The organism is Neisseria bacilliformis (assembly GCF_014055025.1).
In the GTDB taxonomy this organism is placed as follows: domain Bacteria; phylum Pseudomonadota; class Gammaproteobacteria; order Burkholderiales; family Neisseriaceae; genus Neisseria; species Neisseria bacilliformis.
The window spans coordinates 1,360,753-1,374,560 of sequence record NZ_CP059571.1; the positions used below are offsets into that span (position 1 = coordinate 1,360,753).

Genomic DNA, 13,808 nt, shown 5'->3' on the forward strand with positions numbered 1-13,808 from the left:
GAAATCCCCTAAATGTCTTGGTGGGAATTTAGGGGATTTGGGGGGGATTTTGCAAAGGTCTCGGCCTGCTGTGTGATTGACGGGATGGGTCTGTCGTTTGAATGCGAAACCGCGTGCGTGGCTGCGCCACACCCCCTGCCTTAGAGACAAGAGGCCGTCTGAAATTTGTTTTTCAGACGGCCTCTTGTCTCCTATTCGGCAAAAACTGCGGCTCACTGCGCCCCGTGCGATTCGGGATTGACCAGCCACGCGCCCTCGTTTTTGCCGGTGTAAAACTCTTCTTTCCAAATCGGCACTTGGGCTTTGACGGTATCGATAATAAAGCGGCAGGCGGCAAAGCCTGCGTCGCGGTGTCCGGCGGCCACGCCCACCCACACGGCCATTTCGCCCACTTCGAGGCGGCCGTAGCGGTGCACGCACACGGCATCGGCAATGGCAAAGCGGCGTTTGGCTTCCTCGATGACGGCATTGCCCGCGTTGAGCGCGAGTTCGCGGTAGGTGCTGTACACCAGATATTCGACGCGGCTGCCTTCGTTTTGGCGGCGCACCCAGCCCTCGAAGCTGTTGAATGCGCCGCAGTTTTCGTTGCCGAGCAGCCGAACGCGCAGGGCGGCGGCATCGATGGGGTATTCGGTCAGTTCAAACATTTCAACCTCCGGCAACGGGTGGGATAAAGGCCAGGATGTCGCCCGCTTTCAGGGCGGTTTCCCATGCGGCGAACCGGTGGTTGACCGCGCAGCGCAGCCGCTCCTGCGGCAGGGTGAAACCGTATTGCGCGGCCAGTTGCGCGTAAACAGATGCGGCGGTTGCGCCGTTAGGCAGGGCAACGGTTTCGCCCTCTTTGCCTGCCGTTTCGCGCAGGGCGGCGAAATATAAAATCCGGATTTCAGCGGGTAAAGTCATGTTTGCCTCCGGTTTTGTGCAGCAGGCGCACGTTTTGGATTTCGATGTCGTGGCTGAGGGCTTTGGTCATGTCGTACACGGTGAGCGCGGCCACGGTAACGGCGGTAAGGGCTTCCATTTCCACGCCGGTTTTGTGGGTAACGGCGGCTTCGGCGGTGATGTTCAGGCTGCATGACGCGTCGTCGTATTCAAATTCGAGTTTGCAGCGTTCGAGCATCATCGGGTGGCACATCGGAATCAGCGACGCGGTGTTTTTGGCGGCCATAATGCCGGCGATGCGGGCGACTTCGGCAACCGCGCCTTTGGCGGTCTGCCCGTTGGCCGCCTGAATCTGCGCGTAAACCTCGGGCGGGAACACAACGCGGCCGCCCGCCACGGCCACACGGCGGGTTACGGCTTTTTCGCCGACATCGACCATGCGGCTTTTGCCCTGGTCGTCCAAATGGGTGAGGGACATGGGTTTCCTTTCGGGATGGAATGCAAAAAACGGCGCATCATGCAGGCTTTGCCCCGCGCTGGCAAGTGCGGCGGGAAAAGGCCGTCTGAAAAGCGGGAAGCTGGGTTTTCAGACGGCCTGCGCAGCGGCGGAGGACACGTGCGCTGCCGAGGCGTTCTCTTGCTATTGAAGGTAAATCCGACCTGAAAAAATCACTATAATCCCCCTTTTCAACCCACCCAAAGGAAACCACCATGACCACATTCTTCACCCCCGCCCAAATCCTCCCCGCCTACCAATACCGCAAGTCCTGCCGCCACTACGACCCCAGCCGCAAAATCAGCGCCGAAGATTTCAACTACATTCTAGAACTCGCCCGCCTCTCCCCCAGCTCCGTGGGCAGCGAGCCGTGGCGGTTCCTCGTCGTGCAAAACCCCGAGCTGCGCCAAAAGCTCAAACCCTTCTCATGGGGCATGGCCGCCACGCTGGACACCGCCAGCCACATCGTCGTCATTCTTGCCAAGAAAAACGCCCGCTACGACAGCCCCTTTATGCTGGACGGCATCAAACGGCGCGGCATCACCGAGCCCGAAGCCATCGGCAAAACCCTCGCCAAATACCACAGCTTCCAAGCCGACGATGCCCACCTGCTTGATAACGAGCGCACCCTGTTTGACTGGTGCAGCAAACAAACCTACATCGCCCTGGCCAACATGATGACAGGCGCAGCCCTTATCGGCATAGACAGCTGCCCGATTGAAGGCTTCAACTACGACGACATGAACCGCACCCTCGCCGCAACAGGCGCATTTGACCCCGCCGAATGGGGTGTATCCGTAGCCGTAACCTTTGGCTACCGCGCCAAAGACATCGCTCCCAAGGCACGCAAAGCCATGGAAGACGTGGTAACTTGGTTAGAGTAAAGTCCAGCCCAAGGCAGCCTGAAAACGAGTGAAGCTAAAACGCCCGATACGTTTTCAGGCTGCCTCAATCCACAAAACCTACAAAGAAACCTTATGCCCCGCAACATCCTAACTACCGCCCTGCTTACCGCATCGCTCGCCCTCGCTGCCCCCGCCCTCGCCGCACCCAAAGCCGCCAAGCCAACCAAAGCAGAAACCCAAGCCCAAAGGCAGCCTGAAAATGAGCGCAGCGAATTTCGGCATAGCCAAAACGACAGCCCCATGCAACTCGCCCAACACATCCAAACCGAAGACCTTATCGGCGTATGGGGTCAAGGCGTTACAATAGACGAAGGCTCAATGCTCAATATGACGATAATGAGCCAAGACGGCACGGGTACAGACTTAATGATTCTCACAAAAAACAACCCCAAAAGCAGCCTGAAAATCAGACAACAATTCACATGGCAATTTAACGAAAAAACACAAACCTTCACCCAACGCATCACCGATTTTTCCACCACCCGCGACAATGATCCCACCCAACAAGACAAATCCCAAATCGGCAAAACCAGCACCGCCAAAGCGCGTATGCTGCTGTGGGACGGCAAACCCGATATGCTGGAACTCACCGACCAAGCCAGCGGCGAAAAACAAAGCTACTTCAAGCAAGACCTCAACAAACTGCGCGAAATCTTAAAACCTTAAACCAACCCACCTATATCCAAGCAAGCGCAGCGTGCATGGGCAGGGTGTATCACCCGGCAACGCACACGTCCTTTTCCCTTTGAGAGGCCGTCTGAAAACGAAAAGTCCCGTTTTCAGACGGCCTTTTTTTGCCTTTTCCCCCGACTCGGGCAAACGATAGTGCCAATCGGATACAAAAGGGTTAGCCGCGCTACTTCTTTCGGGTAGGGTGGTTTCCGCATTAGGGCAACTGATTTTTTCGCGGGGCGGCGCATAGAATGGGAATATGCCGTTTGGTATGGCGCATATTCCGCGTAAGGCGGGGTGTGTTGTGCAAGCGGTTGATTTGTCGCAAAACCCGTTTAATCAAACAAAGGAAGTCGGAAATGAAATCCGAAAATTACAAACGTTATTCGGTATTGGTGTCGAGCACGGTGTCGTTTACCGTGTGCTTTATGATTTGGATGATGCTGGCGGTAATCGGCGTGCCGATTCAGAAACAGCTTGGTTTGACCGAAGCGCAGTTCGGCATCCTTACTGCCATTCCCGTGCTTTCGGGCTCGCTGGTGCGCGTGCCGCTGGGGATTCTCACCGACAAATTCGGCGGCCGCATCGTGCTGTTTGTGCTGATGCTGGCGAGTGTGCCGTTTATTTTCCTGATGCAGTTTGCCACCGAATACTGGCAGTTTCTCGCCATCGGCCTGGTGATGGGTCTGGCGGGCGGTTCGTTTTCGGTCGGTACGCCCTATGTTGCCCGCTGGTTTCCGAAGGAGCAGCAGGGTTTGGCGATGGGGGTGTTCGGCGCGGGCAATGCGGGTAGCGCGCTTACCAAGCTGATTGCGCCGCAGCTGATCAAATGGGCACCGGCCGCGATGGTGGCGGCGGGCGCGTGGAAAATCGTGCCGAACGTGTATGCGGCGATTATGCTGATTACTGCGATTTTGTTCTGGTTTACCAGTTACCACGATCCGAAGCACCTTACCGATTCCAAAGTGAGCATCAAAGACCAGCTCGCGCTGATGAAAGACCCGGGCGTGCTGCGTTACAGCCAGTATTATTCCGTAGTATTCGGCGGCTATGTCGGCCTTGCGCTGTGGATGACCCACTACTACATCGGCGAATACGGCATGAGTTTGCAGACGGCCGCGCTGCTGGCGGCGTGTTTCTCGCTGCCGGGCGGCGTGCTGCGGGCTCTGGGCGGTTATCTCTCCGACAAATTCGGCGCGTACAAGGTTACTTGGTATGTGATGTGGGTACTGTGGGTATGCTTCTTTATCCTGTCGTATCCGCAGACTGATTTTGTGGTGGCCAGCACCAAAGGGGCGCAGAGCTTCCATATCGGGCTGAACGTGGTGGTGTTCACGCTGCTGATGTTTACCGCCGGCATCGCGATGGCGGTGGGCAAGGCTTCGGTGTTCAAATTCGTGGCCAACGATTATCCCGACAACATCGGTGCGGTCTCCGGCGTGGTAGGCTTGGCGGGCGGCTTGGGCGGTTTCCTGCTGCCGATTATGTTCGGCATCCTGCTGGACTACACCGGCATCCGCTCCACCGCGTTTATGCTGCTCTACGGCACTGTGTGCGTATCCCTGATTTGGATGCACTTTTCTTTCAAACCCAATCGCGGGCAGTAAACAGCAAGGCAGCCTGAAAACCGGAAAAACGGTTTTTCAGGCTGCCTGATGTGCTTTCAGACGGCCTGTAAGGCAGGCAACGCCACTTGCAGCCCGAACAAGATTCCCGCCTGCGCGGGAATGACGGCAACGGGAAGCAAGCCGTAGGGTGTGTGGCTCTGCCACGCACGCAGTTGGCAGAAATGCCCAAGCAAAGGGCGGCAGCACCACCAAACCGCGTGCGTGCCTTGCGGCACACACCCTACGAAGGCTAGTTTCAGACGACCCGAGCCAAACGGTAAAAGCAGCCTGAAACCCCAAAGGCTACCTGAAAACCAAAGGCAGTCTGAAACGCAACACAGGCCGTCTGAAAAAACCGCCAACCCCATTCCAACCCCTCCCCGAGGAGAACCCATGTCCCACCTTATCCAAGACTGGCGGCCGGAAGACCCCCAATTCTGGCAAACCACCGGCAAAAAGACTGCCAAACGCAACCTGTGGATTTCCATCCCCGCCCTGTTTCTCGCCTTTGCCATGTGGCAGGTGTGGAGCGTCGCCACGCTCAACCTGCCCAACATCGGCTTCCAGTTCACCAAAAACCAGCTCTTCTGGCTCGCCGCCGTGCCCGCCCTTTCCGGCTCCACCCTGCGCGCCGTCTATTCCTTTATGGTGCCCATTTTCGGCGGCCGCCGCTGGACGGCCATCTCCACCGCCAGCCTGCTGCTGCCCGCCGTCGGCCTCGGCTTCGCCGTGCAAGACCCCACCACCAGTTACAGCACCATGATCATCCTCGCCCTGCTGTGCGGCTTCGGCGGCGGCAACTTCTCATCCAGCATGGCCAACATCAGCTTCTTCTTCCCCCGCGCCGAAAAAGGCACGGCTTTGGGTTTGAACGCAGGCTTGGGCAACCTCGGCGTATCCGCCGTCCAGTTCGTCGTCCCCCTCGTCATCACCGCCGGCCTCTTCGGCGCACTCGGCGGCAACCCGCAGATACTGGCCGACAGCGGCAAACAAATCTGGCTGCAAAACGCCGGCTTCGTCTGGGTACCCTTCATCCTCGCCTCCTCCATCGCCGCCTGGTTCGGCATGAACGATCTGGCCAGCGCGAAAGCCAGCTTCAAAGACCAGGCCGCCATCTTTAAGCGCAAACACAACTGGCTGATGTGCATCCTCTACCTCGGCACCTTCGGCTCCTTCCTCGGCTTTTCCGCAGGCTTCCCCCTGCTCACCAAAACCCTGTTTCCCGACATGCCCACCGCCTACGCCTTTCTCGGTCCCCTGATCGGCGCGGCCGTACGCCCGCTCGGCGGCTGGATTTCCGACAAAGTCGGCGGCGCGAAAATCACCAATATCGTCTTCACCGGCATGATACTCGGCATATTCGGCGTACTCGCCTTCCTGCCCGACGCATCCGGCAACGGCGGCAGCTTCTGGGGCTTCTTCGCCTGCTTTATGCTGCTGTTCGCACTGGCCGGCTTGGGCAACGGCTCGACTTTCATGCAGATACCCATTATTTTCAACATCTACCACCAAAAACGCGCCGACGCAGGGCTGGTCAGCCGCGAAGAAGCCGAAAAAGACGCCATCCGCGAAGCCGCCGCCGTTATCGGCTTCACCGCCGCCTTCGCAGGCTACGGCGGCTTCTTCATCCCCAAAAGCTACGGCACATCCATCGAAATGACCGGCAGCGTCAACGCCGCCCTCTATTTGTTTATCGTGCTTTACGCCGTCTGCGCCCTGATCAACTGGTGGTACTACCTGCGCAAAAACGCCGAAGCCAAATGCTGACGGGCAGGGCAGCCTGAAAATCCGCAGCAGCCCGCCACCTCCCCCGCTCGCGGGAGGGCTGGGGTGGGGGCGGCTGCCGCAGCAGAAACCTTTGCCGCCAAGCGGTTCTGCTAACCCCCACCCTGACCCGCCCCCGCAAGCGGGGCAGGGAACGCGGCGGCAAGGTTTTCAGACAGCCTCACAGGCTACCTGAAAATACCAGCCGTAGGGTGTGTGGCTCTGCCACGCACGCGGTTTCGGATGCCCAAACAAAGAAACGCGCCCAACCTGCCTACCGAGTGCGTGCCTGGCGGTACACACCCTACGCAAACGGTTAAACCGTTTTCAAACGGCCTCAACCGCCGCAAAAGCAGCCAGCCCCGCGCCCCAAACCCGCAACAACCCAAAGGAACACCATCATGGCACTCACCGCCGTACACGAACTGCAAGCCCTGATCCGCGACAAAATCGCCGCCCACCCCCTAGCCGTCGAAAGCGAAACCGTCCCCGCCGTGGCCGCCGTCGGCCGCGTGCTGGCCGAAGACATCGTCTCGCCCGTCAACCTCCCCCCCGCCGACATCTCCGCCATGGACGGCTACGCCCTGCAATCGGCCGCCGCCGCAGGCAGCGAATGGGCAGTGGCGGGCGAATCCGTCGCCGGCGGCGCGTTTTCAGGCTGCCTCTTGGACGGAGCGTGCGTGCGGATTATGACCGGCGCCGTCGTCCCCGCCGACTGCAACACCGTGATTGTTCAAGAAAACGTCAAATTTGAAAACGGCAGCATCCGCCTCGAAAAAGACGTAGCCCAAGGCGCGAACATCCGCCGCAAAGGCGAAGAAATCGCCGCCGGCGACACCGTACTCACCGCCGGCCGCATCCTGCGCGAAGCCGACATCATGCTGCTGGCCGCCCTCGGCTTCGCCCAAGTGCCCGTGCGCCGCAAAATCCGCGTCGCCCTCCTCTCCAGCGGCAACGAATTGTGCGAACCCGGCGAACCCAACAACGGCCGCACCGACCAAATCTACGACAGCAACCGCGCCATGCTCGCCGCCCGCCTGGCCCGCCTGCCCGTCGAAATCATCGACTTCAAACAAGTCGGCGACGATTTAGAAGACGTACTGCACGTATTCGACGAAGTCATCCGCACCGCCGACGTACTCATCACCACCGGCGGCGTATCCGTGGGCGACTACGACTTCATGCGCACCGCCGTCGAGCGCGTCGGCAGCGTCCACCACTACAAAGTCGGCCTCAAACCCGGCAAACCCTTCGTGTTCGGCCAAATGATGAAAACCTGGTTTTTCGGCCTGCCCGGCAACCCCGTTTCCGGCTTCGTCGGCTTCGACATCTTCCTCAAAGCCGCCCTCTGGCAGCTCTGCGGCGCAACCGACATCCCCGAGCCGCTGCGCTTTACCGCCGTATTGAGCGAACCTGTCAGCAAAAACCACAGCCGCATGGACATCCAGCGCGGCATCATCGAGCGGCAGCCCGACGGCACATGGCACGCCAGACCCTGCGGCAAACAAGACTCCCACCGCATCCTGCACGTCTCCCGCGCCAACGCCTACATCATCCTCCCCGCCGAAAGCGGCTCTCTAGAAGCAGGCCAAACCGTAACCGTGCAGCCCTTTGACGGCGCGTTTTTATAAGGCGGGGCAGGCAGAGTACAATACCGCCATGTAGGGTGGGTCTTGACCCACCATAACAACGGCAAACCTGCTTTTCAGACGGCCTCACAGGCAGCTTGAAAAGGCCGCCAGCCTCCAACTGCCGTCATTCCCGCGCAGGCGGGAATCTTGGCTGACATCCAACAATTTTTGAAAAAACAAACCGCCGCACAAGCCCCGACCAAGATTCCCGCCTGCGCGGGAATGACGGACAATAGCGCGTAGTTTGTCGGGCATTCATGCCCGACAAACCAACGCCGGCCAATTTGAAAAACGTCGGGCATCCGTCTCTCTCCCCTGCGCCCCGCGCGGGGGAGGGTCGGGGAGGGGGTGGTGGTTCGCATAACCGCCCGGCCGCCGCGCCGCAAACCCTGCCCAAGCCGCAGCCGCCCCAGCCTTCCCCCGCAAGCGGGAGAGGGGGGCATAAAACCCCGCTTTTCAGACGGCCTCAACCGCTGCCGTAGGGTGTGTGGCTCCGCCACGCACGCGGATACGGAACATCCAAACCGCAGCGACAGCCAAAACCGCAAACCGCGTGCGTGGCAGAGCGACACACCCTACCAAGCAGCGCAACCCGCTTTTCAGACGGCCTCAAAGGCAGCCTGAAAAACTCAAAACAACCACCCCACACACCAAAGCCCCGCACCATGACCGACACCCGCCCCCTCACCGACCCCTACCAACGCCGCCTCAGCTACCTGCGCCTCTCGGTAACCGACCTGTGCAACTACCGCTGCACCTACTGCCTGCCCGACGGCTACCAGGGCAAAGCCAAGCCCGACGAACTCACCCTCCCCGAAATCCAAACCCTCGTAACCGCCTTCGCCGCCAGCGGCACCCGCAAAATCCGCGTAACCGGCGGCGAACCCACCCTGCGCCGCGATTTGGCCGACATCATCGCCGCCTGCAAAGCCGCCCCCCAAATCGAAAACGTCGCCCTCACCACCAACGCCTACCGCCTCGGCAAAATCTTCCCTGCCTGCCGCGCCGCCGGCCTCGACAAACTCAACGTCAGCATCGACAGCTTCAACCCCGACACCTTCCAAAAAATCACCGGCAAAAACGAGTGCCAAAACATCCTGCGCGACCTCGAAACCATCCTCGATTCCGGCTTTTACGGCATCAAAATCAACACCCTGCTGCTGCGCCAATACGCCGGGCAAACCCTGCCCGACGCCCTCGCCTACATCAAAACCCGCCCCGTAACCCTCCGCTTCATCGAACTCATGCAAACCGGAGACAACCTCGGCTTCTTCAACAGAGAGCACCTCTCCGCCGCCAAAATCGAACGCAGCCTGCAACGCGAAGGCTGGCAGCTCCACCCCCGCCAGCCCCACGCCGGCCCCGCGCGCGAATACTTCCACCGCGATTTTGCCGGCAGCATCGGCTTTATCGCCCCCTACAGCCAAGACTTCTGCAAAAGCTGCAACCGCCTGCGCGTTACCGCCCAAGGCAAAATGCACCTGTGCCTGTTTGGCGGCATCGCCTACGATTTGCGCGACTATCTCAAAAACGCCGATTCAGACGGCCTGCGCCGCTATCTTTACGAAACCGTCGCCCAAAAACCCGAACACCACTACCTGCACGACAAAAAAGTCGGCCTGATTACCAACCTATCCATGACCGGAGGATAACCATGCACCAAACCCCGCCCCCCTTCCGCCCCCTCAACATCCGCATCCTCACCGCCAGCGACACCCGCAGCGCGGCCGAAGACAAAAGCGGCGACTACCTCGCCGCCGCCCTGCAAAACGCAGGCCACACCCTCGAAGGCCGCCAACTCTGCCGCGACGAAAAATACCAAATCCGCGCCGCTGCCTCCGACGCCATCGCCGACCCCGCCGTAGAAATCCTCCTCATCACCGGCGGCACCGGCATGTTCGACCGCGACATCACCCCCGACGCCGTAGAAATCCTCTTCGACCGCCCCATCCCCGGCTTCGGCGAAATCTTCCGCGCCGTCTCCCTCGAAGAAATCGGCCTCTCCACCATCCAGTCCCGCGCCACAGCCGGCATCGCCAACCGCACCCTCGTCTTCTGCCTCCCCGGCTCCACCGGCGCATGCCGCACCGCCTGGGAAAAAGTCATCGCCCCCCAGCTCGACCCCCGCATCAACAGCTGCGGCTTCACCCGAGTGTTTAATGCGTGGGACAAATAGCGTAGGTTTTCAGGCTGCTTTGATTGTTTTCAGACGGCGTAGGTCGGGCATTTATGCCCGACAAAAAACGGACAACAAAACAAGAAAACATCGGGTATTTATGCCCGACCAAGCAGGGTAGCTTGGGTTGCAAACCCAACATGGCAGTCTGCCCAAAAATTGGGTCTCGACCCAAACCGCTTTACTTTCAGGCTGCCTTTTCAGACGGCCTCCGACCCTAAGGTAGGGTGTGTGGCTCCGCCACGCACGCCGTTTCTGCCGTTCAAAGGCCGTCTGAGAACCCTTTACTACTTTTTCAGACGGCCTTCTTTAAGGCTATGCGAAGCATGCCAAACCCAACGGTTTCAGGACCTATTTAAGGAATAATTGAAGCCAGCCCCAAGCTGCGCCTGCCGATACAAATACCCGGTTCGCCAAGCCGCACGCCGTCCGTTACAATCCGCAGGCAGCCTGAAAACACAGCTTCAATGAAGTTAAAACCAAACAGGCCGTCTGAAAACCTGATGTGGGGTGTGTGGCTCCGCCACGCACGCCGTTTCTTTTCAGACGGCCTCACAGGCAGCCTGAAACCCCGAAAAGGCCGTCTGAAACCCATCCCAAAATCCGCCATGCCCGACACCGACCAACCCCTTCCCCTCCTCATCCTCTGCGGCGGTGGCAGCACCCGCATGGGCCGCCCCAAAGCCCTGCTGCCCGCAGGCGGCGACACCCTGCTCGAACACCTTGCTGCGCACACCGCCCCCGACCGCCCCCTGTGGCTGGCCGACGGCGGCAACCGCCTGCCGCTGCCGCCCCGCGCCCTGCGCCTGCCCGACGCGCTCGACGGCCGCGAAGGGCCGCTGTCCGCCGTCCTCGCCGCCCTGCAACACGCGCAGCGGCACAACCTGGCCGGCGTGTTCCTCATCACCTGCGACACCCTTATCGCCCCCGAAGACATGATCGCCCGCCTGCAAAAAGCCGGCGCGCCCGACACCGGCAGCATCCTGATGCTGCGCACCCCCGAAACCGACTACCCCCTGCTGGCCTGGTGGCCGGCCGCCCTCGCCGACGCCCTCGCCGCCTACCTCGGCAGCGGCAGCCGCCGCGTCATGCGCTGGATCGCCCAAACCCCGACCCGCCCCGTCCTCATGCCCCCCGCATGGCAGCCCTACGCCAACTTCAACACCCCCGGACAATACACCGCCGCCCTCGCCGCATGGCAGGCGCAGCAGGCCGTCTGAAAAACTATAATATGTTGTGAATCAAATTGTTGTATGAAGAGTTTGTGGAATCACGGATGCCAATACGGCGTCATTCCCGCGCAGGCGGGAATCTTGTTGGAATTTTGTCAATGATTTGTTTCTTCAAGCATTGTTGGATGCCAACTAAGATTCCCGCCTGCGCGGGAATGACGCCGCTTATTAAAGTGTCCGAGGTTTGGCAAAACTTTCAGGCTGTCTGAAAACCCATTGCAACACACCCTAATCCCCCCGTCCGATTTACAAAAAACCCCATTCCCGCTAAGATTGCGCCCGCTTTCGGGCAGGGGCGGCGGCAACGCAGTCTTTACAATATTTTCAACCAAACAAATCAGACAGATACAGATATTATGAAGGAATCACCCATGAAAACCAGCGCGCGCAACCAACTGGTAGGCACCGTCAAAAGCATCAAACACGGCGCGGTGAACGACGAAATCATCGTAACCCTCAGTGGAGGGCAAGAGCTGGCCGCCACCATCACCTGCGACAGCCGCGAATATCTCGAACTCAAAGAAGGCAAACCCGTCGTCGCCCTGATCAAATCCACCAGTGTCATCATCGCCACCGACGCCGCCCACATCAAACTCTCCGCCCGCAACCGCCTCACCGGCACCATCAGCAACATCAGCCGTGGCGCGGTGTATTCCCTCGTGGAAATCGACCTCGGCAACGATGTCTCCATCATTGCCGGCATCACCATCGAAAGCTCCGACGGCCTCGATTTGCACGTCGGCCAAACCGCCACCGCCCTCTTCAAAGCCGGCAGCGTGATCTTGGGCGTGCCGGCGTAACACAGCCTGTTCCCAAAAACATAAAAGGCAGCCTGAAAAGTTTTTCAGGCTGCTTTTCTTGCTTGTTCGGCAGGGTGCAAGGCCGTCTGAAAACCTGTGTTATGGTTTTCAGACGGCCTTTTTTGCTTTTCAAGCTGCTGTTTAGGGTACTAAGGCTGCCTTCTTATGCTTCATGCCGCAGCCTTCCGTTTTCAATCCGTGCGGTTTCGTCGGCAAGGGCTTGGGCGTCTTCGGGGTCGTGGGTGATGAGCAGCAGGGGGATGCCGAGTTCGCGCTGCAAGGCGGACATGTGTTCGCGCATTTGGGCGCGCAGGGCGGTGTCGAGGGCGGAGAAGGGTTCGTCCAGCAGCAGCCAGCGGGGGCAGGTGGCGCAGGTGCGGGCAAGGGCGGTGCGCTGGCGTTGGCCGCCGGAGATTTGGCGTGGGTAGTGGTCGGCGACGGCGGCAAGCTGCATTTTTTCGAGCCAGGGGGCGGCTTCGCTGCGGGCTCGGCGGCGGCCGGGGCTGCGCAGTCCTTTGTGCAGGCCGAAGGCGATGTTTTGGGCGACGGTGAGGTGGGGGAACAGGGCGTAGTCTTGGAACAGCAGTCCGGCTTGGCGTTGCTGGGGGGGCAGCCAGAGGTTTTGCGCGGTGTCGCCGTAGTTTGCGCCGCCGATGGCGACGCGCCCCTGCTGCGGGCGGATGAGTCCGGCCAGCAGTTGCAGGGTGAGGCTTTTGCCGGAGCCGGAGGGGCCGAGGATGGCGAGGCGGCGGGCGGGGGTGCGCACGGCGGCATCGAGGGTGAAGGTGCGGCTGCCGTGGGCAAGGGTCGTCTGAAAGGTGAAATCGAAGGTGGGTTGTTGTTCAGCCACGGTTTTTGTCTCCGTTTAGTCGGGTTACGCTCCACAGCACGGTGATGCAGACGGCGGAAATCAGCCAGACGAGGCGGTTGGCGAGCTGGTCGTTGCCGGCCTGTACGGCTTCGTAAACGGCGATGGAGAGGGTTTGGGTCTGGCCGGGGATGCTGCCGGCAATCATGAGGGTGGCGCCGAATTCGCCGAGGGCGCGGGCGAAGGTGAGCAGCAGGCCGGAGAGGATGCCGCGCCAGGCCAGCGGCAGGGTTACGCGGAAGAAGACGGCGGTTTCGGAAAGGCCGAGCACGCGGGCGGCCTGCTCGAACTGGGGGTTGACTTCTTCAAAGGCGGCGCGGGCGGGTTTGAGGACGAGGGGGAAGGTTACGGCCATGGCGGCGGCGACTGCGCCCTGCCAGGTGAAGATCAGGCTGAATCCGAAATGCTGTTGCAGCCATTGGCCGAGTGTGCCGTTGCGGCCGAACAGGACGAGCAGGTAGTAGCCCATAACGGTGGGGGGCAGCACCATCGGCAGGGTGAGGACGGTGTCGAGGAAGTTACGGCCGATAAAGCGTTTGCGGGCAAGCAGCCAGCTGACGGCGATGCCGAGGACGAGGTTGAACAGGGTCGCCCAGCCGGCGACTTTGAGCGACAGCATCAGGGCGGGAAGGGCTTCTTGGAATTCGGACATTTTTTCGGGTTCGGGTTGCTTGGGTTGGTGGGCGTTTCAGGATGCTTTGAGGCCGTCTGAAAACTGCTTGCTTCGTTTGCGGAGTAGGTCGGGCATTGATGCCCGACGTTTTTTGTTGCCGGT

14 protein-coding genes are annotated in these 13,808 nt (G+C 60.2%); 9 read left to right on the forward strand and 5 right to left on the reverse strand.

The window, feature by feature from the left end; translation table 11 throughout:
- Positions 1-212: 212 nt before the first annotated feature.
- Genes H3L91_RS06780 through moaC form a run of 3 tightly spaced genes read right to left on the reverse strand, consistent with a single transcriptional unit; the run spans position 213 to position 1,360 of the window.
- A complete protein-coding gene (locus tag H3L91_RS06780) occupies positions 213-647 on the reverse strand; it encodes a molybdenum cofactor biosynthesis protein MoaE (protein ID WP_007342897.1) in 435 nt (144 codons plus the stop codon).
- 1 nt (position 648) lies between these two features.
- Positions 649-903 (reverse strand): molybdopterin converting factor subunit 1, encoded by a 255-nt coding sequence (moaD, locus tag H3L91_RS06785; protein WP_007342898.1) that lies wholly within the window; start codon positions 901-903, stop codon positions 649-651.
- A complete protein-coding gene (gene moaC, locus H3L91_RS06790) occupies positions 887-1,360 on the reverse strand; it encodes a cyclic pyranopterin monophosphate synthase MoaC (protein WP_007342899.1) in 474 nt (157 codons plus the stop codon). Before moaC ends, moaD begins: the two co-directional genes overlap by 17 nt.
- 233 nt (positions 1,361-1,593) lie before the next feature.
- On the opposite strand from moaC, the gene H3L91_RS06795 reads away from it, so the two are divergent.
- The 9 genes from H3L91_RS06795 to H3L91_RS06835 all read left to right on the forward strand — a co-directional run bounded on the left by H3L91_RS06795 (position 1,594) and on the right by H3L91_RS06835 (position 12,165).
- Entirely contained in the window at positions 1,594-2,262 is a 669-nt protein-coding gene (locus H3L91_RS06795; RefSeq protein ID WP_007342901.1) for an NAD(P)H-dependent oxidoreductase, read from the forward strand.
- A gap of 93 nt (positions 2,263-2,355) precedes the next feature.
- On the forward strand, positions 2,356-2,949 hold the full coding sequence (locus H3L91_RS06800) for a hypothetical protein (protein WP_007342902.1): 594 nt from the start codon (positions 2,356-2,358) through the stop codon (positions 2,947-2,949).
- 365 nt (positions 2,950-3,314) lie between these two features.
- Entirely contained in the window at positions 3,315-4,562 is a 1,248-nt protein-coding gene (locus H3L91_RS06805; protein WP_040658915.1) for an MFS transporter, read from the forward strand.
- A 393-nt stretch (positions 4,563-4,955) separates the two neighbouring features.
- Complete coding sequence (locus tag H3L91_RS06810; protein WP_040658917.1) at positions 4,956-6,329, forward strand: NarK family nitrate/nitrite MFS transporter; 1,374 nt, start codon at positions 4,956-4,958, stop codon at positions 6,327-6,329.
- Between the two features lie 398 nt (positions 6,330-6,727).
- Positions 6,728-7,957: a molybdopterin molybdotransferase MoeA gene (locus H3L91_RS06815; RefSeq protein ID WP_007342906.1), complete on the forward strand. Its 1,230-nt coding sequence runs from the start codon at positions 6,728-6,730 to the stop codon at positions 7,955-7,957.
- Between the two features lie 665 nt (positions 7,958-8,622).
- On the forward strand, positions 8,623-9,609 hold the full coding sequence (moaA, locus tag H3L91_RS06820) for a GTP 3',8-cyclase MoaA (protein ID WP_040658919.1): 987 nt from the start codon (positions 8,623-8,625) through the stop codon (positions 9,607-9,609).
- 2 nt (positions 9,610-9,611) lie between these two features.
- Positions 9,612-10,133, forward strand: a complete 522-nt coding sequence (moaB, locus tag H3L91_RS06825) for a molybdenum cofactor biosynthesis protein B (protein ID WP_007342909.1) — start codon at positions 9,612-9,614, stop codon at positions 10,131-10,133.
- Between the two features lie 467 nt (positions 10,134-10,600).
- Positions 10,601-11,353, forward strand: a complete 753-nt coding sequence (gene mobA, locus H3L91_RS06830; RefSeq protein WP_007342911.1) for a molybdenum cofactor guanylyltransferase — start codon at positions 10,601-10,603, stop codon at positions 11,351-11,353.
- Positions 11,354-11,736: 383 nt separating this feature from the next.
- A complete protein-coding gene (locus H3L91_RS06835) occupies positions 11,737-12,165 on the forward strand; it encodes a TOBE domain-containing protein (protein WP_007342913.1) in 429 nt (142 codons plus the stop codon).
- 163 nt (positions 12,166-12,328) lie between these two features.
- Here the strand turns inward: H3L91_RS06835 and H3L91_RS06840 are convergent, their stop codons facing one another.
- Both H3L91_RS06840 and modB read right to left on the reverse strand, forming a co-directional pair.
- Positions 12,329-13,015, reverse strand: a complete 687-nt coding sequence (locus H3L91_RS06840) for a sulfate/molybdate ABC transporter ATP-binding protein (RefSeq protein WP_007342915.1) — start codon at positions 13,013-13,015, stop codon at positions 12,329-12,331.
- On the reverse strand, positions 13,008-13,685 hold the full coding sequence (modB, locus tag H3L91_RS06845; RefSeq protein WP_007342916.1) for a molybdate ABC transporter permease subunit: 678 nt from the start codon (positions 13,683-13,685) through the stop codon (positions 13,008-13,010). The genes H3L91_RS06840 and modB overlap by 8 nt, the downstream gene beginning before the upstream one ends.
- Between the last annotated feature and the right edge of the window lie 123 nt (positions 13,686-13,808).